Annotated in this window: 25 protein-coding genes and 1 pseudogene; 2 read left to right on the top strand and 24 right to left on the bottom strand. The window is 49.2% G+C overall.

Annotation, left to right across the window (positions count from 1 at the left end; all coding sequences use genetic code 11):
- Positions 1-25: 25 nt before the first annotated feature.
- The 18 genes and pseudogenes from bamB to trmJ all read right to left on the bottom strand — a co-directional run bounded on the left by bamB (position 26) and on the right by trmJ (position 15,189).
- Positions 26-1,213 (bottom strand): outer membrane protein assembly factor BamB, encoded by a 1,188-nt coding sequence (bamB, locus tag DU002_RS13480; RefSeq protein ID WP_114338922.1) that lies wholly within the window; start codon positions 1,211-1,213, stop codon positions 26-28.
- Positions 1,214-1,221: 8 nt separating this feature from the next.
- Complete coding sequence (locus tag DU002_RS13475; protein WP_114338921.1) at positions 1,222-1,857, bottom strand: YfgM family protein; 636 nt, start codon at positions 1,855-1,857, stop codon at positions 1,222-1,224.
- Between the two features lie 20 nt (positions 1,858-1,877).
- Entirely contained in the window at positions 1,878-3,152 is a 1,275-nt protein-coding gene (gene hisS, locus DU002_RS13470) for a histidine--tRNA ligase (RefSeq protein ID WP_114338920.1), read from the bottom strand.
- Between the two features lie 116 nt (positions 3,153-3,268).
- Positions 3,269-4,387: a flavodoxin-dependent (E)-4-hydroxy-3-methylbut-2-enyl-diphosphate synthase gene (ispG, locus tag DU002_RS13465; RefSeq protein WP_114338919.1), complete on the bottom strand. Its 1,119-nt coding sequence runs from the start codon at positions 4,385-4,387 to the stop codon at positions 3,269-3,271.
- Positions 4,388-4,392: 5 nt separating this feature from the next.
- The gene (locus DU002_RS13460) at positions 4,393-5,268 is read right to left on the bottom strand and encodes a RodZ domain-containing protein (RefSeq protein ID WP_114338918.1); all 876 of its coding nucleotides are present in this window, start codon (positions 5,266-5,268) and stop codon (positions 4,393-4,395) included.
- Positions 5,265-6,044 (bottom strand): type IV pilus biogenesis/stability protein PilW, encoded by a 780-nt coding sequence (gene pilW, locus DU002_RS13455; RefSeq protein WP_114338917.1) that lies wholly within the window; start codon positions 6,042-6,044, stop codon positions 5,265-5,267. Before pilW ends, DU002_RS13460 begins: the two co-directional genes overlap by 4 nt.
- A 31-nt stretch (positions 6,045-6,075) precedes the next feature.
- Entirely contained in the window at positions 6,076-7,203 is a 1,128-nt protein-coding gene (locus tag DU002_RS13450) for a bifunctional tRNA (adenosine(37)-C2)-methyltransferase TrmG/ribosomal RNA large subunit methyltransferase RlmN (protein WP_114338916.1), read from the bottom strand.
- A 189-nt stretch (positions 7,204-7,392) separates the two neighbouring features.
- Positions 7,393-7,824: a nucleoside-diphosphate kinase gene (gene ndk, locus DU002_RS13445; protein ID WP_114338915.1), complete on the bottom strand. Its 432-nt coding sequence runs from the start codon at positions 7,822-7,824 to the stop codon at positions 7,393-7,395.
- A 139-nt stretch (positions 7,825-7,963) separates the two neighbouring features.
- Complete coding sequence (gene iscX / locus DU002_RS13440) at positions 7,964-8,164, bottom strand: Fe-S cluster assembly protein IscX (RefSeq protein ID WP_114338914.1); 201 nt, start codon at positions 8,162-8,164, stop codon at positions 7,964-7,966.
- Between the two features lie 42 nt (positions 8,165-8,206).
- A complete protein-coding gene (gene fdx / locus DU002_RS13435) occupies positions 8,207-8,545 on the bottom strand; it encodes an ISC system 2Fe-2S type ferredoxin (RefSeq protein WP_114338913.1) in 339 nt (112 codons plus the stop codon).
- A gap of 4 nt (positions 8,546-8,549) precedes the next feature.
- On the bottom strand, positions 8,550-10,430 hold the full coding sequence (gene hscA, locus DU002_RS13430) for a Fe-S protein assembly chaperone HscA (protein ID WP_114338912.1): 1,881 nt from the start codon (positions 10,428-10,430) through the stop codon (positions 8,550-8,552).
- Positions 10,431-10,453: 23 nt separating this feature from the next.
- Positions 10,454-10,978 (bottom strand): co-chaperone HscB, encoded by a 525-nt coding sequence (hscB, locus tag DU002_RS13425; protein ID WP_114338911.1) that lies wholly within the window; start codon positions 10,976-10,978, stop codon positions 10,454-10,456.
- A 5-nt stretch (positions 10,979-10,983) separates the two neighbouring features.
- On the bottom strand, positions 10,984-11,307 hold the full coding sequence (gene iscA / locus DU002_RS13420) for an iron-sulfur cluster assembly protein IscA (protein ID WP_114338910.1): 324 nt from the start codon (positions 11,305-11,307) through the stop codon (positions 10,984-10,986).
- A gap of 22 nt (positions 11,308-11,329) precedes the next feature.
- Positions 11,330-11,713 carry a Fe-S cluster assembly scaffold IscU gene (gene iscU / locus DU002_RS13415; RefSeq protein WP_114338909.1) on the bottom strand — a complete coding sequence of 128 codons (384 nt, stop codon included), beginning with the start codon at positions 11,711-11,713 and terminating at the stop codon, positions 11,330-11,332.
- Positions 11,714-11,747: 34 nt separating this feature from the next.
- The gene (locus tag DU002_RS13410) at positions 11,748-12,962 is read right to left on the bottom strand and encodes an IscS subfamily cysteine desulfurase (protein ID WP_114338908.1); all 1,215 of its coding nucleotides are present in this window, start codon (positions 12,960-12,962) and stop codon (positions 11,748-11,750) included.
- 43 nt (positions 12,963-13,005) lie between these two features.
- The gene (gene iscR / locus DU002_RS13405) at positions 13,006-13,491 is read right to left on the bottom strand and encodes a Fe-S cluster assembly transcriptional regulator IscR (RefSeq protein WP_114338907.1); all 486 of its coding nucleotides are present in this window, start codon (positions 13,489-13,491) and stop codon (positions 13,006-13,008) included.
- A gap of 91 nt (positions 13,492-13,582) precedes the next feature.
- A pseudogene (cysE, locus tag DU002_RS13400) lies at positions 13,583-14,407 on the bottom strand (serine O-acetyltransferase); the annotation flags it as partial.
- A gap of 56 nt (positions 14,408-14,463) precedes the next feature.
- Complete coding sequence (gene trmJ / locus DU002_RS13395) at positions 14,464-15,189, bottom strand: tRNA (cytosine(32)/uridine(32)-2'-O)-methyltransferase TrmJ (protein ID WP_114338905.1); 726 nt, start codon at positions 15,187-15,189, stop codon at positions 14,464-14,466.
- A 142-nt stretch (positions 15,190-15,331) separates the two neighbouring features.
- Between trmJ and suhB the strand changes: the two genes are divergently transcribed.
- A complete protein-coding gene (gene suhB / locus DU002_RS13390) occupies positions 15,332-16,135 on the top strand; it encodes an inositol-1-monophosphatase (RefSeq protein WP_114338904.1) in 804 nt (267 codons plus the stop codon).
- Between the two features lie 462 nt (positions 16,136-16,597).
- A complete protein-coding gene (locus DU002_RS13385) occupies positions 16,598-17,008 on the top strand; it encodes a hypothetical protein (protein ID WP_114338903.1) in 411 nt (136 codons plus the stop codon).
- 82 nt (positions 17,009-17,090) lie between these two features.
- On the opposite strand, the gene secF is transcribed toward DU002_RS13385, so the two are convergent.
- From secF to DU002_RS13355, 6 genes are all read right to left on the bottom strand, one after another.
- Positions 17,091-18,041 carry a protein translocase subunit SecF gene (gene secF, locus DU002_RS13380; RefSeq protein WP_114338902.1) on the bottom strand — a complete coding sequence of 317 codons (951 nt, stop codon included), beginning with the start codon at positions 18,039-18,041 and terminating at the stop codon, positions 17,091-17,093.
- A gap of 11 nt (positions 18,042-18,052) precedes the next feature.
- Positions 18,053-19,900, bottom strand: coding sequence for a protein translocase subunit SecD (gene secD, locus DU002_RS13375; protein WP_114338901.1), 1,848 nt, complete (start codon positions 19,898-19,900; stop codon positions 18,053-18,055).
- A gap of 23 nt (positions 19,901-19,923) precedes the next feature.
- Positions 19,924-20,253: a preprotein translocase subunit YajC gene (gene yajC / locus DU002_RS13370; protein WP_114338900.1), complete on the bottom strand. Its 330-nt coding sequence runs from the start codon at positions 20,251-20,253 to the stop codon at positions 19,924-19,926.
- Between the two features lie 58 nt (positions 20,254-20,311).
- Complete coding sequence (tgt, locus tag DU002_RS13365; protein ID WP_114339047.1) at positions 20,312-21,436, bottom strand: tRNA guanosine(34) transglycosylase Tgt; 1,125 nt, start codon at positions 21,434-21,436, stop codon at positions 20,312-20,314.
- Between the two features lie 83 nt (positions 21,437-21,519).
- Positions 21,520-22,566: a tRNA preQ1(34) S-adenosylmethionine ribosyltransferase-isomerase QueA gene (gene queA / locus DU002_RS13360; protein ID WP_114338899.1), complete on the bottom strand. Its 1,047-nt coding sequence runs from the start codon at positions 22,564-22,566 to the stop codon at positions 21,520-21,522.
- Positions 22,567-22,629: 63 nt separating this feature from the next.
- Positions 22,630-24,261: a trypsin-like serine protease gene (locus DU002_RS13355; RefSeq protein WP_114338898.1), complete on the bottom strand. Its 1,632-nt coding sequence runs from the start codon at positions 24,259-24,261 to the stop codon at positions 22,630-22,632.
- Positions 24,262-24,350: the final 89 nt, after the last annotated feature.

Here is a 24,350-nt window from a genome sequence, read left to right as displayed (position 1 = left end):
TCTGGAGCGCGAGTACACACCCAGTTTAGGGCATTTTTACCGCACTCACCGTACCGTCTCGCGACTGCACATAAAGCGTATCACCATCGACCACCGCAGAGGAGTAGAGCCCATCGTCTCCAACTTCAATGCGCGACACTAACGCGCCGCTTTTTGGGTCAAGCCAGTGCAGATAACTTTCAAAATCACCGACAACCACATAATCACCAAAAGGAACCGGTTCAGTCACTCCACGGTTCTCTAAATCGCGATTACTCCACAACTCCAATCCCGTACGGCGATCAATCGCATAAATATGACCTTGGAAGTCACTTAGATAAAGATTAAAGCCATCAATACTAAAGCCACGATAAGAAGAATACTCTCGTTGCCATAAGGCGCGGCCACTGCGTATATCCAACGCTTGCAGGTAGCCGTTATAGGCAACGGCATAAATCGTTCCCGCTAAAATCACAGGATCAGCATCAACGTCGACAATACGATCGAGATCGCTACCACTTTTCGGCGGCGCAGCCTCTTGCTCCCAATACTCAATACCGTTGGTGATAGATAACGCAGCCACTTTCCCGTTGGCCTTACCGAGAATAATACCGCCCTGGGCAGCCGCAACAGAGCTAACACCGCGTAAGGTAAGTGAAGGTAGCTCCTGCTGATAGCTCCAAAGCTGCTTGCCACTGACAGAATCCAGACCAAACAACTTACCACTGCCGGTATTAACCACCACAACACTCTGATCGACTGTCGGCGGAGCCAATACTTCAGCATCAACCTCTACGTCCCAAAGCACCTCACCGGTCTCCGCATCAAGGGAGATCACTCGACCTTTCTCAGTACCGAAAAACAGCTGTTTATAACGAACTGTCAGGCCACCTGAAATCATCGCATTGATGCGTTCATCGAACAGCCACCCTGGCTTGCGTTTGGTAACATCCTGCTGCCAAACCTCATAACCAGATTCTAAGTCAATCGCTACCACGTCACCAAAGCGACTAGCGGCAAATAGCTTACCGTAGGCAACCGCAGGACGCAGTCGTGAATAGTATTCACCGACCCCATCGCCCACTTGGTAATCCCAGATGACATCCGCTTCAAACTGCATCTCAATATCTGGCAGTTCTGCGATCTTAATTTCATCATCATCGCCAAAAAGTGAGCAACCAGAGACGGCTACCAAACTGACAGCAAACAACAGCGCTTTGCTCAAGTGACGCATCCAGCCCCCTACTGTGCAGCTTCAATCACTGACAGCTGGTTAATCTTAGTTTGTAAAACAGCGTTATTTTCCAAACCACCATTATCGATGGCGGCCTGATAAGCAATGCGCGCCTTTTCTGTAACGTTCTGTGCAACGTAGATATCGCCTTTCAGCTCTTCAACAGTGGCAGTGAACGCAACATCCAAAGTGGTCGCAGTCAAAGTAGCCAAAGCTTCGTCGTACTTAGCTTGGGTAACTTGTAGGCGAGCCAGACGCAAAACGGCAACGGGGAGTAATGGATTGTTCGCAGCCGCAGCAGAGATCACATAACTCAGTTGCGCCTCAGCCTCAGCAAACTTATCGCCATCAACTGCCAGCTTGGCAAGCTGCAATGCGGCCATGAAGCTGTAGTTGCTACCCTTATTACTGTCGATATAAGCCTGTAGCTCAGCAGCGGCGCCGTAGCCTTTGGCATCAATACTGGTCTGGAGCGCTTGATAACTGCTGGACGCAGCTTCTTTGTTAGAAAGCTCGTTGTCTTGATAGAAGCGCCAACCGAACACGACTGCTAAGCCGACAATGATACCAACAATGACAAAGTTGCCATTTTCCTGCCACCATCTTTTGATCGCCTCGACCTGCTGCTCTTCGGTGTCGTACATTTCCACTGCTATACCCTTCCTTAATTCAAATCGTTCAACAGGTTAACCACCTGTGACAGAGCCACGGTTTGCTGCGGCACATCCTGACGCAGCCACTTTACCGTGATTGTTTGGTTTTCTAATTCATCTTGCCCCAAGATCAGTGCCACCTGGGCCCCAACCTTATCAGCACGCTTTAACTGCTTTTGAAACTTACCGCCACCGCAATGCATCATCAGACGCAGATCCGGTAACTGCTGGCGTAGACGTTGAGCAACCTGGACGCCCGCTTTTGCTGCGTCATCGTTGGCTAATACCATGTAGGCATCAACCGCCGGACGAAGACCTTCGAGCTTGCCTAGCGACTGCAACATGAGCACCAAACGCTCGATACCCATGGCGAAGCCAACTGCCGGTGTTGCTTTACCACCCAGTTGTTCAACGAGGCCATCGTAACGACCACCGGCAAGCACAGTACCTTGCGCTCCCAGACTATCGGTGACCCACTCAAAAACAGTGCGGTTATAGTAATCTAAGCCACGCACGAGTCGATCATTGAGTTGATAGCGGATCCCGATAGCGTCGAGTAGCTCACACAGTTTACTCAAATGCTGCTTCGATTCTTCATCGAGATAGTCATGTAATCTTGGAGCATCGGCTAAAACAGCTTGCACCTCAGGATTTTTGGAATCGAGTACGCGTAGCGGATTACTGTGCATCCGGCGACGGCTATCTTCATCTAACGCAGTTTCATGGGCCACGAGAAACTCGGTCAACGCGGAACGGTAATCTGCCCGGGCTTCATTCGAACCTAAAGAGTTGAGTTGTAATTCAACCTGGTCTTCGATACCAAAGACACGCCAAAGTTCAGCCGATAAAGCGATCACCTCGGCATCAATATCGGCGTCTGAAATGCCGAACGCTTCAATACCAAACTGATGAAACTGACGATAACGACCCTTTTGCGGCCGCTCATGACGATACATTGGCCCCATATACCAGAGGCGTTGCTCTTGGTTATATAACAGGCCGGCTTGATTACCCGCACGCACACAGACGGCCGTCCCTTCCGGGCGGAGGGTTAAACTATCGCCATTTCTATCGTCAAAGGTATACATCTCTTTTTCAACGATATCAGTAACTTCACCTATACCCCGTTTAAACAGGTCGGTGCTTTCAACGATAGGAAAACGAATTTCGCTGTACCCAAAACTAGCGACAACCTGACGGATTTTCGCTTCAACCTGTTGCCAGGCGGGGGTATCTGCAGGGAGGCAGTCGTTCATGCCCCGAATCGCTTGGATCTGCTTAGCCACGAAGGGGTTCCCTACTCCAGAATACAATTAAGAGGGCGCATTATAGGGAGTTTGCAAGGAAACGTAAAACGGCCTGAGAGGTGATCAGGCCGTTGTTTACTCTCGATTCAGCGGAATCAGTCGATAGAACGGATTTCAATTTGATTTTCAGGGTCAGCTTTCGCCACTTTCGCCCTGATTTTGGCTTCCAATTGATCAATCAGGTTGGTGTTGTCAAAGCGTTCTTTCTGACGCACCCCATCCTCATAGAAACCACTCATACGATTGGCGCCGGTCACTCCCATATCAGACACCAAGGCCTCTCCGGGACCATTCACCACGCAACCAATAATCGACACATCGAGCGGGGTCACAATATCTTCCAACCGCTCTTCCAACGCATTGACGGTACCAATCACATCAAACTCTTGCCGTGAACAGGTAGGACAGGCAATAAAATTAATACCACGAGAGCGTAAACGCAGCGACTTGAGAATATCAAAACCAACTTTAATCTCTTCCACCGGATCTGCCGCTAGCGACACCCGCAGCGTATCACCAATTCCCTCAGCTAACAGCATGCCTAAGCCAACCGCGGATTTAACGCTACCAGCACGTGCCCCGCCCGCTTCGGTAATACCAAGATGAAGTGGCTGCTCAATCTGCTTTGCCAACAGACGGTATGCGCCCACAGCCAAAAACACATCGGACGCCTTTACGCTCACTTTGAACTGATCAAAGTTTAAGCGATCGAGAATATCAACGTGGCGCATGGCTGACTCAAGCAAGGCTTCAGGCGTTGGCTCGCCGTATTTCTCCTGAATATCGCGCTCCAAAGAGCCACCATTTACGCCGATACGAATGGGAATATTGTTGTAGCTTGCGGCATCAACCACAGCACGAATACGATCTTCCTTACCGATATTCCCAGGGTTAATCCGTAGGCAATCGACGCCATATTCGGCCACTTTCAGGGCAATACGATAATCAAAATGGATATCCGCAACCAGAGGCAAACTGACCCGCTGGCGAATCAGCTTAAAAGCTTCAGCAGTATCCATCGTCGGCACAGAAACGCGCACAATATCAGCACCTGCGTTCTGCAAACGTTCGATCTGCGCCACCGTGGCCTCAACATCCAAGGTGTCAGTATTTGTCATCGACTGCACAGCGATAGGCGCGCCATCACCGATAGGCACATTACCTACCATGATCCGCTTCGACGGGCGGCGGCTAATAGGCGATTCGCTAAACATAGAATTTACTCTTGAGAAGGGATGGTAAAGCGGGCTCTTTGCCCCGGCTTAAATTTTGGCTTGGTGAATGGTTGGCCACCAAAGTCGATATCTACAACCTCAGGCGCACCTAACACAACTTGATAAGGAGGTCGGCCATCCAAGGTCATTTCATAATCTTTACGTTTGATGCCAAACGCTAAGCGCTCTCCAGTAGCATCTTCGATACTGACCCAGCAATCATCTCTGAAGATCAACGTCAGTGCGGTGCCAACGGCACTCACTTCTAAATCGGGTTCAACCACAGGCTCATCAGCCGGCATTGGATCGTCAACCACCGCCGGAGAGGCTTCCACTGGCGCAGTATCAATTGCTGGCGGCGCGAGCTCACGCACGGGTTCGCTAACTTCCACAGATACTACTGGCTCGTCAGCAACTATTTCGCCGCTGTCATCCGCAGTTTGTTCCAGTGCCGTTGCAATGGGATCCGTCTGTGTCTCATTCTCCTGCACATACCAGATCACACTTAACACCAATAAGGCAACGCCAATACCGTAGGTCAGCATCATCAAACGGTTATCACTGGCTTCACGCTTGGTGCGACGGCTAAAGCTTTGCATCTCCGCATACTGGATCTGTGCAGCACCTAGATGCTCATAGCTAGCCATAATGAGTTCATCTGAAACGCCAAGTAACTTGGCATAGGTACGCAGGTAACCACGAATAAAGGTGGTGCCAATGCTATCGTCGTAACTATCGGCCTCTAATGCGGTCACCACTGCGGCGCGCAGGTTTAGGCGATTAGCGACTTCCTGAGTAGTCCACCCCATTTTTTCACGGGCTTCGCGCAGCAATTGTCCCGGGCTGACTACTTCAATGTCATCGACCAGCTCGTCTGTCATCGGTACTCTCTCAACACGTACTTTTTCGCTTGCTCAGTAGCAGGAAATTTAGCGGTTAGGATACCGCCATATTTTTTCTCCGCAACCACATCACCCTTAGCATGGGACAACAGCACCCCCAAATAGGCACTTCGGGCACTGTAGCTATAGCGGTTAATATACTTATCTAACAGCAGCTCACTCGATTTGAGATCATTCTCCGCATAACGAAGCTCTGCCAGACCGAGCAACGATTTAGGTCGGTTAGGGTTGTGAGTAAGGGCTTTCTCGAAATATTCCGCAGCTAGCGCATCATTCTTATTCTGACGCGCGCACAGAGCAGCATTTTCATAGCTGTCAGCCACTTTAAAATAGCTTGGTGAGGCAACCGCCTCCATGAACTGTTCGTTAGCTTCATCGAAACGCTTCAAATCACACAAAAACACACCGTAGGTGTTTCTTACATCACCGTCACCTGGCGCGATACGAATAGAGCGTTGGTAATACTCCTCTGCACGGTCAGTCTCTTTAACTACCTGGTAGTAGTACGCCATAGCGTAATTGGCCTCGACATTATTAGGAGAGTGTTCCAATGCCTTGACCAGATTAAACTTAGCTTGGGAATAGTCACCATCTTTCATATATCGCAAACCCAACGCTACGCGTGCTTGAGAAGCGGATACATTATTAACATCAGAAGGTTCGGTAGGATTATCCCGATCTGGGTAGACAGTTTCGGTCACGCAACCCGTTAGGGCTGCGAGACTGATAAGCAAAGCGATAACACGAAATAGCATAATTGTATCGATATAGGGTGACTGAAGGAGGCTAAGCCATTGTTACTGAAATTGATTCACCTTGCATCCGCTTTTTAAGGGTTCGCTTCGTGCGGTCGATCACATCTCCCGCTAATTGCCCGCAAGCTGCATCAATATCATCGCCACGAGTTTTCCGCACAATCACGGTAAACCCCTTTTCCATCAACACCTTAGAAAAACGATCAATCCTAGAGTTGCTGGAACGTCCGTAAGGAGCACCTGGGAACGGATTCCATGGGATCAGATTAATTTTACTTGGTGTGTCTTTAAGACACTCCGCCAACTCATGCGCCTGATCGGTGCTGTCATTGACATGATCCAGCATCACATACTCAACCGTCACCTTGCCGCGGTTAGCATTACAACTGTTGACGTAGTTACGTACCGATTGCAAAAAGGTCTCGATATTATATTTTTTGTTAATCGGTACCAGCTCATTACGCAACTCATCCGTTGGCGCATGCAGTGAAATAGCCAGTGCTACGTCAATCTTCTCAGCCAATTGATCCAATGCAGGTACCACACCCGAGGTACTTAACGTCACACGGCGTTTGGAGATACCAAAACCAAAATCTTCCATCATTAGCTTCATGGCGGGTACCACGTTGTTAACGTTGAGTAGTGGCTCACCCATTCCCATCATCACGACATTGGTAATAGCACGGTTACCACCAGAGCCCATAAAACCAATCACCTGGGTTGCGCGCCACACCTGGCCAATGATTTCCGACACTTTTAGGTTACGGTTAAAACCTTGTTGAGCCGTTGAACAAAACGTACATTCAAGGGCACAACCAACTTGTGAAGAGACACATAAGGTTGCGCGATCTTCTTCAGGAATATAAACCGCTTCCACTTCCTGCCCACCGCTGACCGTCATCGCCCATTTGATGGTGCCATCACTACTGCGTTGCTCTTGGCTGATGACAGGTGCCCGCACTTCTGCGCGCTCAGTCAGTTTTTGGCGCAATACCTTATTGAGGTTGGTCATTTGCGAAAAATCTTCCATGCCATAGTGATAAATCCACTTCATCACCTGATCGGCACGAAACGGCTTCTCACCCAATTCGGCGAAAAACTCACGCAGTGCATCTCGGTCCAGATCCAGTAGGTTTATCTTGTTAGCTTGGTTGCTCATGCTTTGCCTCAATAGATACGTAGGTTGAACAGCTCACGCCCTACGCATTAACTCAAAAAACTTATCGCCGTCGGTGCTCAGCACTGATGACATCTAACGCGGCCGCGCATTGTACGTTTTTTAGCCGCTTTTTACTACTAACAAATGAAAAGGGGGCCTAAGCCCCCTTTTGCCAGCCCTCGTTATCCATTAACGAGTGCGTGGGCAGATTTCGTCATCACTGAAGAAATAGGCAATTTCTCTCGCCGCTGATTCTGGAGCATCAGAGCCGTGAACTGCATTCTCTCTCATCTCAGTCGCATAGTCCGCGCGCAGAGTGCCGGCCAATGCATCCGCAGGATTAGTTGCGCCCATGATCTCACGGTTACGAGATACCGCGTCTTCACCTTCAAGTACCTGCACCATCAACGGACCAGAGGTCATAAACTCAACCAATGGAGCGAAAAAAGGACGCCCTTTATGTTCAGCGTAAAAGCCTTCGGCCTGCTCTTTGCTCAGGTGAAGCATCTTTGATGCAATAATTTTTAAACCCGCGGTCTCAAAACGATGATAGATAGCACCGATATTGTTATCTGCGACTGCGTTCGGTTTGACGATAGAAAAAGTGCGCTGTAATGCCATGTTAGCTTTCCCAAAGTTATAGTGGTCCAGTCAGTGGGCTCTTTTTTTTGACGCGCGGATTATATGTGAGAGAGCACTGCTCGACAATGGAACGAAAGCGGATCATGGTGCGCTATTTCACATCATGAAATCAAGTTAACTAGTCCGCTTCTTCAATCCATGCCATCTGGATCGCTTCAAGCACTCGCTCGCCGCAATGCCCAGGCTCATCATCAAATTCATCCAACGCAATGACCCACTCTCTCAGCTCGGTAAATCTGACTTGCGTTGGATCCACATCTGGATGCAATTCAACCAACTCAATGGCGATATCCAGACTGTCAGTCCACTTTAATCCCATCTTCGCAACCTTGGCTAACTAGCGCAAATATAAACGACTAAATTAATGGCGTTCAGACACCATATTTACCGTGTACTTAGGTATTTCAACCACCAAGTCTTCATCTTCCATCACTACCTGACAGCTTAAACGAGACTCAGGCTCCAACCCCCACGCTTTGTCTAACAAGTCATCTTCCAGCTCGTCGCTTGGCTCGAGAGAGTCAAACCCCTCGCGCACAATGACGTGGCAAGTCGTGCAGGCACAAGATTTTTCGCAGGCGTGCTCAATGTCGATACCATTCTGTAACGCAGCATCCAGTACGGTTACGCCCTCTTCTGCTTCCACTTCCATCCCCTCCGGACATAACTCTTCATGGGGGAGAAAAATAATCTTCGGCATCTCTTTAAACCTTATCTACTGAATCAATTGCTTTACCAGTCAGCGCCTTACGGATCGATTGGTCCATTCTGCGGGAAGCAAAATCTTGACTCAGACTATCCATTTTCTCAATAGCCCGTTTTATTGCTTCAGGACAACTCCCTTCAGCGCTAAGGGACAGTTCATTTAGCCCTTCAATGATCAACTGTTTTTGGCCTTCAGCAAGTAGCGCATCGCCGTCAGCTAGTAGTGCAGCATGCAAAGACTCAGCCACACGCTTGGCTTCGACACGTTGCTCCGCCAGCATACGCGCCTGCATATCTTCCTCTGCATGCTCCATAGACGATTTGATCATCGTGGCGATCTCATTATCACTCAGCCCATAAGAGGGTTTTATCTGAATGGAAGCTTTCTTGCCCGTAGACTTTTCCATCGCTGTCACGGATAACAAACCATCGGCATCCACTTGGAAAGTAATGCGAATATGTGCGGCGCCAGCGGCCATCGGCGGTAAGTCACGTAATTCAAAGCGCGCTAATGAACGGCAATCACTCACCAGTTCACGTTCGCCCTGCACTACGTGAATAGCCATGGCGGTTTGGCCATCTTTAAACGTAGTAAACTCTTGCGCGCGAGCAACAGGGATGGTGGTATTTCTGGGGATCACTTTCTCCACCAGTCCGCCCATAGTCTCGAGTCCAAGAGACAGTGGTGTAACGTCCAGCAGTAACATATCAGAATCAGGTTTGTTGCCTGCAAGGATATCAGCTTGTATCGCTGCACCTACCGCCACTACTTTATCTGGATCAATGGAAGTGAGCGGTTGGCGACCAAAGAAATCACCCACCTGCTGACGAACCAGAGGCACGCGGGTGGAACCGCCCACCATCACCACTTCAATAACCTCATCAGTGGTCACTTGCGCATCGCGCATTGCCCGGCGGCTGACCTGAATGGTTCGTTTTACCAGTGGTGCGATTAGCGCCTCAAACTCGGTACGGGTGATCTCACCTTGCCACTGCTTATCGCCATCAAGTGACAGCGTAACAGAAGCGTTCTCTGCATGACTTAACTGCTCTTTACAGTCGCGACACACATGCATCAGTTCGCGCTTTAAGCGCGCCGAAGTTTGATCATCTGTTATCCCAGCCAGCCGGCTAATATGCTCAGCTAACAGATGATCGAGATCGTCGCCTCCCAATTGCGAGTCGCCGGCGGTGGCGAGCACCTCGAAAACGCCTCGGCTTAGACGAAGGATGGAAATATCGAAAGTGCCGCCACCAAGATCATATACGGCAATAATGCCCTCTTGGCCCACATCTAATCCATAAGCAATACTGGCAGCGGTTGGCTCATTGAGTAAACGAAGCACTTTTAGCCCGGCCAACTCGGCCGCATCTTTGGTGCCCTGACGTTGCGCATCATCAAAATAGGCTGGCACGGTGATCACTGCGCCTTCGAGCTCGCCGCCTAGCGCATCAACTGCACGTAACTTAAGACGCTTGAGAATTTCAGCCGACACTTCAACAGGGTTCACCATGCCTTGTGTCGTTTCAATGCTGACTAAGCCATTTTCGGTCTTGCCGAACTGGTAGGGAGAATGCGGATAATGGGCAAGCACTTCGTCCAATGTACGCCCAAGAAAGCGTTTTACAGAAACGATGGTGTTTTCCGGATCAGCACTGGCGTTCCGATACGCATCTGCACCGACATTAATACTATCGGCCATGTAATGAACAACCGAAGGCAACATGGCTTGGCCTAGTTCATCTAGCAGAGGCTCTGCCAGACCACTGCGCACTGTCGCAACCAAAGAGTTTGTGGTACCAAGATCGATACCAACGGCCAACTTTTTCTGATGAGGTTCAGGGCTTAAGCCTGGTTCAGCTATCTGCAGTAGTGCCATGGATCCAATTTACTTATGATGAGTTAAAAATCAATCAGAGCGTCTTCCAGCTCAGCGAGTTCATCGTTCAATTTGTAGAAGAATTTTAGCCGTCTGACTTCATCAGCGACATCGGCATAGTCCCCTTTAGCTGGGGCATCAAGCGCCTCACCGATACGCGCAAGGTAACGCGTTATCTCTGCATCGACGTCTGACTGCATTGCCAGCAAACTGTCCATATCCTGGTTCGCTTTGATATCGTCAAGCTGCTCTCTAAACTCCATCTGCTGCATTAAAAATGCAGTATCAGAAAAGCTCTTTTGCTCTGACTTTAGGTCATGACCAGCCGTTGAGAGCATATAAACAGCCCGAGACAACGGGTGCTTCAGGGTTTGATAGGCGTCATTGATATGGGCTGAGCGCTGCAGAGCGATCCGTTTATCCTGCTCACTGGCCGCGCCAAAACGATCAGGATGTACGGCACTCTGAAGCTTACGAAACGTCTCCGACAGTTGCGCGGATTTGACGTCAAAGCGGTGCGGCAGATCAAATAGCTCGAAATAATCCATGATGATTAAACGGTAAAGCTCTCACCACAGCCACACTCATCCTTCACGTTAGGGTTGGTAAATTCAAACCCTTCGTTCAGCCCCTCTTTGACAAAATCTAGCTGGGTACCATCAAGATACAGCAAACTCTTTTTATCAACGATGATGGTCACCCCCTGCTCCTCAAAGGTCTCGTCACCTTCCTGAAGTTCATCAACGAACTCCAGAACATAAGCGAGACCGGAGCATCCGGTGGTTTTCACACCCAAGCGCAAGCCCAGGCCTTTACCACGATTTTTTAAAAACGTGGTGACGCGCTCTGCGGCCGCATCGGTCATGGTTATTGCCATAGCGTTAAATACCTCTTGCTACTTAGGCGCTGTGCTTCTGTTTGTAATCATCAATCGCGGCTTTAATCGCATCTTCAGCCAAAATTGAACAGTGGATCTTCACTGGTGGTAAGGCCAACTCTTCAGCGATGGTGGTATTTTTAATCTCACCGGCTTCATCAAGGGTTTTACCTTTCACCCACTCTGTTACCAGAGAGCTTGACGCAATTGCGCTGCCACAACCATAAGTCTTGAACTTGGCATCTTCGATAACGCCCTGTTCAGAGATCTTAAGTTGCAACTTCATTACGTCACCACAAGCGGGGGCGCCAACCATACCGGTAGCAACATTTGGATCATTCTTATCGAATGAACCGACGTTACGCGGGTTTTCATAATGATCGATTACTTTATCACTGTAAGCCATTGTAATAACTCCTTTGCCCTAAGGACATAAACCTTTAGTGGTGTGCCCACTCAACTTTTTCCAGATCGACACCGTCTTTAAACATCTCCCAAAGCGGAGACATCTCACGGAGACGACCGATGGCGTCGTGGATCACCTTCAGTGCGTAGTCAACCTCTTCCTCGGTAGAGAAGCGGCCAAGACTGAAACGGATTGAGCTATGCGCTAATTCGTCATTGAGCCCCAACGCACGGAGTACGTATGATGGTTCGAGGCTGGCAGAGGTACAGGCTGATCCAGAAGACACGGCAAGATCTTTCAGTGCCATGATCAGTGACTCGCCTTCGACGAAATTAAAACTAATATTCAAATTACCGGCAACGCGATGCTCCAAGTCACCGTTAAGATAGACCTCATCAATATCTTGAACACCATTCCATAAGCGTTCACGCAAACCCATCAAGCGCTCGTTTTCCGCCACCATCTCTTCTTTAGCAATACGGAACGCTTCGCCCATACCAACAATCTGATGCACAGGTAATGTACCTGAACGCATACCGCGCTCATGGCCACCACCATGGATCTGGGATTCGATACGGATACGTGGTTTACGACGCACATACAATGCGCCAATCCCTTTAGGACCGTAGGTTTTATGGGCAGAAAATGACATCAAGTCCACTTTCAGGTTTTGCAAATCAATCTTGACTTTACCTGTGCTTTGGGCGGCATCAACGTGGAAAATAATCTTACGTTCGCGACACATCTCACCGATAGTCGCAATATCCTGGATCACGCCAATTTCGTTATTAACGTGCATCACGGATACCAGCACCGTGTCATCGCGCATTGCGGATGCCAACTTATTCAAGTCAACCAAACCGTTGCTTTCGACATCAAGGTAAGTCACTTCGAAACCTTCTCGCTCCAACTGGCGACAAGTATCAAGCACAGCTTTATGCTCGGTCTTCAGGGTAATGATGTGCTTACCCTTCTTGCTATAGAAGTGAGCAGCGCCTTTAATCCCTAGATTATTTGACTCTGTCGCACCCGAGGTAAAAACAATTTCTCGGGGATCGGCATTCACTAGCTCTGCTATCTGGTTGCGAGCAATATCAACCAACTCTTCTGCCTGCCAACCAAAACGGTGTGAGCGTGAGGCAGGGTTCCCGAAACACCCATCCAAGGTCAGACACTCAGCCATTTTTGTTGCAACACGAGGATCCACCGGCGTAGTGGCTGAATAATCCAGATAAATAGGAAGCTTCATTATTGTCTCCAGTGACAACCGCCCTATGCTAGGCAGCTAAAATTCAAACTTGGCAATTAACACTAATCTTGCGACCCTTCAGCGTCGGAGAAAGGCCATTCTCCTGCCGACGTGCCACATCTTTAATTTCATTTTGAGCAACCAGCTCTCCCAATGTGATGCCATTGAGGAAGCCACTGATACGGTCACTCAATTCACACCAAAGGGAGTGTGTCAGGCACTGATTTCCTTCCTGACAATCGCCCTTACCCTGGCAGCGAGTGGCATCCACTGATTCATCCACAGCACTGATAACCATGCCAACAGCAATAGCATCCGCTTCTTGTCCAAGCAGATAACCGCCTCCAGGACCGCGTACACTGTTAACTAAGCCATGTTTACGTAACTTCGAGAACAGCTGTTCGAGGTAGGATAAAGAGATCCCCTGACGTTCGGAGATATCAGCCAGCGGCACTGGCCCCTGCTGAGTATGCAGCGCCACATCCAACATGGCGGTTACGGCATAGCGTCCTTTCGAAGTTAGTCTCATGATCACATACCAATTGTGTTACTATTTGATTTAGATCATCACATACCCGACTATTAAGGTCAAGTATTTAACCAACCATTTTACTCAGGTATTAAATACTCGGGTCGAATGCATCTCTTTCTTGCTTACGCTCAAGCGCTGCTTTCTGCTCATCTTCGGCAAACGCTTCGATCTCCAATTCAGGCAGATCTTTCACCTTTACCTCACAATTCATTGCCACCAGCGCCTTACTCAATTCGCCCATACGCTTATCCATCAAGTGCATATGGTCAAGCATTTGGCCGATCGCATTGGCGACAGGATCGGGGTTATCTGGAGAGACAGCGTAAGCGTCAAAGCCATACTGCTGCGCCAGCTCACTACGCTTAGCGTGCTTCTCCTTCATCGCTTCTTTGCACTTGGCTGGAACCACTTCGCGACCAGGAATGCCGACCACGGTCGCTTCCGGATTAACCGTTTTCACAACCACGGCGTTAGAGCCGACTCGCGCGCCCGTACACACGGTTATTGGACCAAGTACTTTGGCGCCGGCACCAACCACCACATTATCTTCTAAGGTTGGGTGGCGTTTACCCGCATTCCAGCTGGTTCCCCCAAGAGTCACACCATGATAGAGGGTACAGTCATTGCCAATCTCAGCGGTTTCACCGATCACAATCCCCATGCCATGATCGATAAAAAAGCGTCGACCAATGGTCGCCCCAGGGTGGATCTCAATTCCGGTAATGAAACGGCTAAATGATGAGACAGTGCGTCCTAGCCAAAACAAACGGCGGCTCCAAAACCAATGCCCTAGACGGTGCAACCAGATGGCATGCAGCCCAGGATAGTTGGTCAGTACTTCAAAGGCATTGCGTGCCGCGGGATCCCGTTCAAACACACAATTGATGTCTTCTTTAATCCTTTGAAACATCTGCTTAGCGTCCTCGCAAAGTTACTCTTGATTTATCTCAGGACCGGCACTGGCGCAAATTACTTACGTGCCGCTTTCTGCACGGAAGACAACACGCCCCGAAGCATATTTAACTCCTGCGCTTCTGGTCGCGCACGATTAAACAAGCGACGCAGCTTAGTTAATACGGTACCCGGATGTTGGGGCACAATAAATCCCGTATCTTTCAATGCTTGTTCAAGGTGTTGATAAAAGCCTTCCATCTCGTTCGCTAAAGGATACTCCAGCTCACTCGCCTGCTTTTGCGGCGCCTGGGCCGAAGCCAGCATCGCCATCCTGACTTCATAACATAACACCTGCACTGCCATCGCTAAGTTCAGTGCGCTGTAGTCAGGATTGGCAGGAATATGGACGTGAAAGTTGCACTGCTGCAGCTCTTCATTGGTCAAACCACTGCTTTCACGACCAAATACCAAAGCAACAGGGTGTTTCTGTGATTCGACAAAAACTTTCTCGCCACATTCACGCGGCTCAAGCATTGGCCAACTGTGGGTGCGTGAACGGGCACTGGCACCAATCACCAAACCGCAATCGTTAATCGCTTCATCTAAAGAGCCTACGATTTTGGCAGAATGAACGATGTCGCTCGCGCCGGCAGCCAGCGCGGTTGCTTTGCCATCAGGCTCAGATTCAGGATTCACCAAATAGAGCTCGCTTAAGCCCATGGTTTTCATTGCCCGCGCCGCGGATCCCATGTTTCCTGTATGCGAAGTGCTTATCAGCACGATGCGGATATTGTCCAGCATCTTAGTGTTCTCAAACTAGCGAAAAAAAGGAGCGAAAGTGTACCATAGAGAGAGTAAAATGGCAGGAATCATTGCCTGTTCTGGCCGCTCTGCTATAATCCGCCCGCTTTTCCTTGTTCTTTGACAGAAGTGGTAACCGGCTATGCATCCCATGCTGAACATCGCTGTGCGCGCTGCGCGCAGTGCAGGTAATATTATTTGTCGTGCTTATGAACAGCTCGACTTGGTCGAAGCTGAGCAGAAATCCAGCAATGACTTCGTAACAAACGTCGATCGTGAAGCGGAAGCAGCGATCGTCCATGCCATTCTCAAAGCCTACCCAGATCATCAGATCATCGGCGAAGAGAGCGGCATTCATGGAAGTGCGGACTCCGATTACCAATGGATCATCGATCCTCTCGATGGCACCACCAACTTTTTGCGCGGCGTACCACACTTTTCTGTCTCTATCGCCCTGAAGGTCAAAGGCAGCCTAGATCAAGCGCTGGTCTTTGATCCTATGCGCAATGAACTATTCACCGCCAGCCGTGGTGCGGGTGCCCAGCTTAACGGTTACCGTCTGCGCTGCAGCAATGCCAAAGAGTTAACAGGCACACTATTAGCAACAGGCTTTCCATTTAAGCAGAAGCATTATCTGGAAAATTACCTGAATATTTTCACCACCTTCTTCAACCAAGCCGCCGATATTCGTCGCGCAGGCTCGGCCGCATTGGATCTCGCCTATGTTGCCGCAGGTCGCTACGACGGTTTTTGGGAAATTGGCCTCAAGCCATGGGATACCGCTGCAGGCGAACTGTTAGTGAAAGAAGCGGGCGGACTGGTCTTAGACTTTACTGGTGGCCATAATCATGTCGAAAGTGGCAACGTGGTTGCGGGTAGCCCAAAAGTTGTCAAAGATATGCTGCAGGGAATGCGCCCCCATTTGACACCCGCACTTAGCCGGTAATTTTTTAGCCTTATTTAGACAAAAGCCCGCTACCAAGCGGGCTTTTTTTGTTTCATCCGCCCACACCCCATTACCAATGGGGTTTCTGCACTCCTGCATAAAGCACACCACTATAGTAACCGTCAACTGAAGGGTAAACTGCGCGTCAATTTCATTTGCCACGGCTGTAGCAACCAATTGACAGATCAGACCACCACATTAACCATAGATATATTGTGGTTTAATGTCTAATCACTTAGTTTTGCTTCATATTATAAAAAAACCTTTTAACTCAATGGATTAATAAGTTTTTCTAAGTGAAATGTTTATTAACAATTAATTTTTCTAATGAATAACCATAAGTTAGAAGAAATAACGAATATAGATTCATAGAATTTTACATTCCGTGTGGAGCTTTAATACCGTTTTAGAGCCAGTATTCACATACGCCTGATCACTAAGCAGGCGTTAGGAGATGAAATAATGAAAAACACAAGGATCCCGCTGGTACTTCTCGCCACAGTTTTTGCAGCATCGGTGGCAAACGCAGAGCCGGCAGTGCAGAGATATGAAGTTGTCCTTCACCAAGAGCAAGTTAGAGATGTGGTCAGAGTGCAGACTGAGCAAACTCTTTTGGAGATGGATTATCAACTGGATAAAGATGTGATCGTACAATCTAAGCGAGCAATTGCAGAGGTCATTGAACAGCAGACCGAGCTTGCTTTAGTAGAGCTGGACGATCAATTGGCACAAGATGTTTTTGTGCAATCCAGTGATGCACTGAGTGATATGTCAGATGACCCTGGTCTACAGCCGTATGCCATCGCAGAAGCCATGGAGCAGCACCCTGAGCGCTTTACTGCATTGCACAGGCCAGCAACAACTGTAGAGTAAGCCAGTAAGTGAGTAAGCAAATTAAAAGGGGGCCTAACGGCCCCCTTTTTTATCGAGATAACATCAGATAAGTAGCTGACAGCTACATCATCATAGGATCCTGATCAGCACCCTCTTTCTCGACTTCAGTTGGCATCAGATCTTCACGACTAATACCTAGGCCCATAGCGATAGTGCTGGCCACGTAAATGGAGCTGTATGTACCCACCAATACACCACACAACAATGCTGTCGCAAAGCCGTGAATCGATGCACCACCGAGGTAGAACAAAGCGATCAACACTAATAGCGTAGTCAACGAGGTGATCACGGTACGTGACATGGTTTGTGTGAGTGAGATATTGATAATCTCCTCCACTTCGCCTTTACGCACCTTGCGGAAGTTTTCACGGATCCGGTCCATCACCACGATAGTATCGTTAAGTGAGTAACCAATCACCGCCAAGATCGCCGCTAATACCGTGGTATCAAACTCCAGCTTAAACAGTGAGAACACGCCTAACGTAATTATCACGTCATGGGCCAATGCCGCAACGGCCCCCAGTGCTAAACGCCATTCAAAGCGCATCGTGACATAAGCAAGAATACAGAGCAGTGCCACCAAGGTCGCCAAGCCACCCGTTTCACGCAGTTCAGCCCCGATCGTCGGACCGATAAAGTCAATACGATGCAACTCAAACGTACCGACATCACTGGCTCTCAAACCCGCCACTAAGTCATCAGCGACTTTAGCCGCATCGATGCCATCACGTGGTGTCATACGAATAACAACATCACGACTAGAGCCAAAATGTTGCACCACAGCATCAGCAAAATTATTGGCTTCCAATACGGTACGGATCGCAGGGATATCTGCCGGTTGCTCAAAACCCAACTCCACCAAGGTTCCACCGGTGAAATCCAGGCCCCAATTCAAACGGTTCACAGACAATATGGCGATAGAGCCGACCACCAGTATCAATGACACCCAACGGAATAATCCGCGGAATGCCATAAACTGGACTGTGTCTTTAAAATTTAATAGCTGAAACATCTCATCAACTCCTAGATTGGCAGCTTAGCCAGTTTCTTGCCGCCCCAGGCCAAATTAACAATGGCGCGGGTGCCAACAATGGCAGTAAACATGGATGTAGCGATACCAACCGCCAGCGTGACAGCAAACCCTTGGATCGGGCCGCTACCAATCGCCATCAGAATCAACGCCGTGATAAACGTGGTGATGTTCGCATCTGCAATAGTAGAAAACGCGTTGTCATAACCGTAATGGATAGCCTGTTGCGGTGAACGCCCCTCTTTCAGCTCTTCGCGTATACGTTCGAAAATAAGTACATTAGCGTCCACCGCCATACCTACCGTCAAAACGATACCCGCCATGCCCGGCAGTGTCAGGGTGGCTCCCAACAGAGACATCACAGCGACAATCAAAACCAAGTTGGCGATAAGCGCCATGTTGGCAACAATGCCAAACTTGCGATAATAGGCCAACATAAACAATACAACGGCAATAAAGCCCCACAGGATCGCCTGTGTACCTGCATCGATGTTCTGCTTACCTAAGCTTGGGCCAATAGTTCGCTCTTCAACGATACTGATCGGTGCTATCAATGCGCCAGCGCGCAATAGCAGTGCAAGGTTATGTGCTTCCTGGGGCGAATCGATACCAGTGATACGGAAGTTACGGCCCAAACGAGTTTGGATGTTCGCCGCATTGATTACCTCTTCAGTTTTCACCAAGATCTGCTTACCATCTTTATCGACGCGGCCGGATGGCTGGTACTCAATAAACACGGTCGCCATCAACTTTCCGACATTATCTTTACTGAACTTCGACATCTTGCCGCCGCCGCTAGAGTCAAGGCTGATATTTACCTGAGGCCGACCATATTCATCCGAGCCAGATCCGGCATCAGTGATATGGGCACCATCAAGAATAATTCTCTTCTCTAACAAGTAGGGACGACCACTACGGTCTTGCAGCAATTGTGTACCGGCTGGTACACGACCTTCCAACGCATCACGAACATCATGCTTTTCATCTACTTTGCGGAATTCAAGGGTGGCTGTTTTACCCAAGATCTCTTTCGCTTGCGCGGTATCTTGCACACCCGGCAGTTCAACCACGATACGGTCGGCGCCTTGGCGCTGTACCAGTGGCTCAGCTACACCCAAGGCATTAACCCGGTTACGCAAAATAACGATGTTTTGCTGCACAGCATATTCGCGCTGCTCTTTCAGCATCTGTTCGCTCATCGTAGTGCGTAGCGACATGCCATCCGCACCTTCAAAGAAGGTCAGATCGCGAAACTTGGCAGACAGTAGATCTTCACCACGTTCCACATCTTCGGCTTTACGGAAACGGACAACAACACCCTGTCCAGCCACTTGCCTAACAGAAGCGCCATACACCTTCTCTTCTCGCAGCAAACTACGGAAGTCTGCCACCATACTCTCTTCGGCTTTCGCCACCACCGACTTCATATCCACTTCCATCAGGAAGTGAACACCGCCACGCAGGTCGAGACCCAGCTTCATCGGGTTCCCACCAATGCCTTTCAACCATTCAGGTTGAGCTGAAGCCAGGTTAAGCGCGACTACGTATTTGGCGCCAAGCGCCTGAGTAACCGCGTCCTGAGCCGTTCGTTGGTCTTCTTCTTTGGTCAAACGTACCAACAAACGCCCCTCTTCATTTGAGAGGCCACGGTAAGCGATATCGTTCTGCTCTAAGGTTTGCTTAACATCAAGCAGTACCTGTTCATCTATTTCAGCACCACGCTGAGCTGATACCTGAATAGCGAAATCTTCACCATACAGGTTTGCCACGGCGTAGAGCGCCCCGATGCCGAGGACAAACATCAGCATCAGGTATTTCCACAATGGGTAACGATTTAACACGCAACGATTCCTTGCGTTGAAAATTACAGGGACTTCAGCGTGCCTTTAGGCAAGATCGCGGAAACAGCAGACTTCTGAACAGTCACATCCATATTGTCAGCCAATGAGATGACAATGAACTCTTTCTCATCAGAGACTTTGGCTACTTTGCCAACAATACCACCCTGGGTCAGCACTTCGTCGCCTTTGCCCAACGCAGACATCAGGTTCTTATGCTCTTTCACGCGCTTGGCTTGTGGACGATAGATCATGAAATAGAAGATTGCAGCGAAGATCACCAACATGATGATCATATCCCAACCACCAGCTTGCGGTTGTGCGCCTGGAGCAGCGTAAGCATTTGCGATAAACATTGTGGATTTTCCTTAGGTTATTTCTAATGCAAAATTTTCTTTTATATGGGGCCAATTATCAGTCTTTCAACTCTGGAACCGGCATTGAGCGTTTGGCATAAAATTCTGTGACGAAGTCGTCTAATTTACCCTGCTCAATTGCTCCGCGTAAACCTTCCATCACCCGCTGATAAAAGCGCAAGTTATGAATAGTGTTCAAACGAGCACCGAGGATCTCGTTACAGCGATCAAGGTGATGCAGATAAGCACGGCTATAATTCTTACAGGTGTAACAGTCACAGGTCGGATCCAGTGGGCCCGTATCTGTCTTATGCACAGCGTTGCGAATTTTTATCACACCATCGTCAACAAACAGATGTCCATTACGCGCATTTCTGGTCGGCATCACACAATCAAACATATCAATACCACGACGCACCCCTTCCACCAGATCTTCTGGCTTACCGACACCCATCAGGTAGCGGGGTTTATCCTCTGGGATCTTAGGCACGATATATTCCAGCACTTTGTGCATCTCTTCTTTCGGCTCACCCACGGCCAGGCCACCGACCGCATAACCGTCAAACCCTACTGCCATCAAGCCTTCCAACGACTGGTCACGAAGATCTTCGTAGATCCCCCCCTGAATGATGCCAAACAGGGCATTGGGATTATTCGCCTCATCGAAACGATTACGGCTGCGCGCCGCCCAACGCAACGAAAGCTCCATCGATGTTTTAGCTTGCTCGTGGGTCGCAGGGTATGGTGTACATTCGTCAAAGATCATGACGATATCGGAACCGAGGGAGTACTGCACATCCATCGATGTTTCAGGATCGAGAAAGATTTTGTCACCATTAATTGGATGACGGAAATGCACACCTTCCTCAGTGATCTTCCGAATATCACCCAAACTGAATACCTGAAAACCGCCAGAGTCGGTCAATATGGGGCCCTGCCACTGCATAAAGTCATGCAGATCACCGTGGGCTTCCATGATCTCGACACCGGGGCGCAGCCACAGATGAAAGGTATTTCCCAAAAGGATCTGAGCCCCACTATCCGCGACCTCTTCCGGCGTCATCCCCTTTACCGTACCGTAGGTGCCCACAGGCATAAACGCAGGGGTTTCAACCGTGCCGCGTTCAAACACTAAACGACCACGGCGAGCACGGCCATCCGTACCCAGTAACTCATATTGCATTTTCATAGTGACTCCGCCACCGGAAATACAGTCCGGCGCTGATTAAACAGTAAGTGAATAGCCGCTCATAGTAACAAAAATCACTACGGCTTGCGGGTAACAAACATGGCATCGCCATAACTAAAGAAACGGTACTTTTCTGCAACCGCCTCAGCATAAGCATTCATCACCGCATCGTATCCGGCAAAGGCACTGACCAGCATGATCAATGTCGATTCAGGTAAATGAAAGTTGGTCACCATGGCATCAATAATCTGAAAAGAATAACCAGGGTAGATAAAGATATCGGTCTCACCGGCGAACGGTTGCAGTTGCTCATGACCTGCAGCAATCGATGCTTGCGCAGCGCTTTCAAGTGAGCGCACAGAGGTGGTTCCCACAGCGATCACCCGCTTGCCTGCTGCTTTGGTGGCTAATATTTTTGCCACCACGTCGTCAGACACTTCAGCATACTCGCTATGCATCTTATGCTCGGTGACTTGATCAACGCGAACCGGTTGAAACGTACCAGCGCCGACATGCAGAGTCACAAAAGCCTGTTCAACGCCCTTTTCTTGCAAACGTTGCAATATGGCGTCATCAAAATGCAAGCCTGCGGTAGGCGCCGCAACCGCACCTGGCTTTTGGTTATATACGGTTTGATAACGTTCACGATCGGCGCCTTCATCCGGACGGTCGATATAGGGAGGGAGCGGCATGTGACCGTATTGCTCCAACCATTCTAAAACCGTTTTAGCGGGATCAAATTCAAGTTCGAACAGCGCATCATCACGTCCTAACATCTCCACTTTGATCTGATCTTCAAGCAGGAGTTGTGCGCCAGCTTTAGGGGATTTTGAACTTCGAACATGAGCTAGAACGCGGTGGTCATCAAGGATCCGCTCCACCAACACTTCAATTTTACCACCGCTGGATTTACAGCCATGGAGGCGTGCGGGGATCACTCGGGTATTATTAAACACAACCAGATCACCGGGCTCAACTAAGGATTCAATATCAGTGAATTGGCGATGATGCACTGCACCGTCGGTGCCTTCCAAATGCAGTAAGCGGCTGGCGGTCCGATCAGCCATCGGATAACGAGCAATCAGCTCATCTGGCAATTCAAAATGAAAATCAGAAACCTGCACCCAACACCTCAACGTGACGCCGATATAAATGAGGCGCTAGTCTATGGATGCAGGCAGCAGGGATCAAGGTTTTGCGCGTTTAAACCAACTTAAAGCGAGCAAGCTGAATAAGCTAAGTAAGCCTATGGGGCCACCACCACCGCCGCCGCCGTCACTATCAACGGGATCGGTAATTATCGGAGGATCAATAACTTGCCCTTCGGGTGTGAATACGACGTCAGCAATGATGCCGGTACCATCACCCGAAGAAACAAATTCAATCGTGACCGGCACCCCAGGAGTCAACGTCGTCACCACTGAGCGCCAACTATCTAAAGAGATCAAAGCACTCTCTAAATCACCGGGCTGCTGATACAAATTAAGCATCTGCAGCGATTGGCTATCCCCTTCCAGCCGCCAGCTGAACGTGAGCTGCCCCGCTTCAGCAGACATCACCATCAACGCAGCACTTCCTGATGCTATAGAAGAAAAGCTGGCAGTAAGTGAGTCACCGCCGGCTGGGCCTGCCACACCACTATCCCGCCAACTCCGATCACCACCGTTGAACCAGCGTAATTCGCTCTGTTCAAAGGCGCCGTCAAACGTGTCTTCAGGTAAAACTTGCGCAATAACTTCACTGTCATAGCTTTGCTGATTGGTTGTTATCTGCAGATCTGTATTCTGCTGACCGGCAGATTGCGGATTAGCCGTGATCTGTAGCTGACAAGTGGTGTTAGCGCTCAGTTCACCCAGGCAGTTTTGAGAAAGCTGAAATTCGCTGGCATCATCAGTCACTATGCTATTAATTAGCAGAGCATCCGTGCCGTTGTTGACCAAAGGTACGCTAACCTGCTGCGGGATCCCATGAGCAATAAACGGCATTCTCACCGGATTGCTGACACTAAAGCCTGTGATCGTGGAATCAATCCAATCATTGTAATTAGCTACTCGCGTATACACCCCAGGAGAGCCAACATCACAGCCAAGTCCCCAGCTAACAATGCCATATTGCACCGCCTGATCGCCTTCTCCTTCATACAAAGGGCCACCACTGTCGCCGCTACATGAATCGATACCAACAACCCCGCCAGCACAGATCATATTATCGGTTACCCAACCTGACGGAAATTCACTGCGGCATAACGAGGTAGCTAGATAGGGGAGCACCGCACTTTGCAGGCGATCGCTCGCCTCACCACTATCCGGATCAGTGATCCCGTAGCCTACCAAGTTGAGAGGAAACTGATTACTTAGCGTATTGGTTTCGGATTGTGATGCGCGTGCTATTTGTGGGCTATTGGAAAAACTAGACAGGTGTAATAAGGCGATATCATTATCTAAACTTGTACCGTTAAAATCTTGCCCAATCAGCACTTGATCAACTTTAAACTGATCACTTCGGCGTTGTGCTTGCAAATTCTCAATTCCAAGCACAACCACTATCTCTAGAGGCTGCGCGTTATCAACACAATGCGCAGCGGTCATTACCCACCCAGGTGCGATCAGCGTACCGCCACAGATATGGGATGGGATAAATATGTTATCTGCCCCCTGAGGCAGAAACTGCACGCTGGCCATCCATTCCGTGGCGCCTATTTCAGAGGGTACACCGCCCACCACTTTTGCTTGCGGTAATTCCACAGCATTGCTGCTTGTTGCAAAAACAAAACTGCAAAGCAACGCAGGAAAAAGAAAACGGCGAGAATAACAAGTCATCAATCTGTATTCCTGTTCAATTTCATTTAAGTAAAGCAGAACGAATGCTTTTACGATACATCAATAGTGGACAGATCAAACTTCAAGCT

Source organism: Corallincola holothuriorum, assembly GCF_003336225.1.
Taxonomy (GTDB): Bacteria; Pseudomonadota; Gammaproteobacteria; order Enterobacterales; family Neiellaceae; genus Corallincola; species Corallincola holothuriorum.
The sequence above is the reverse complement of the archived record's forward strand: the minus strand, read 5'-3'. Positions and strand labels throughout refer to the sequence as shown.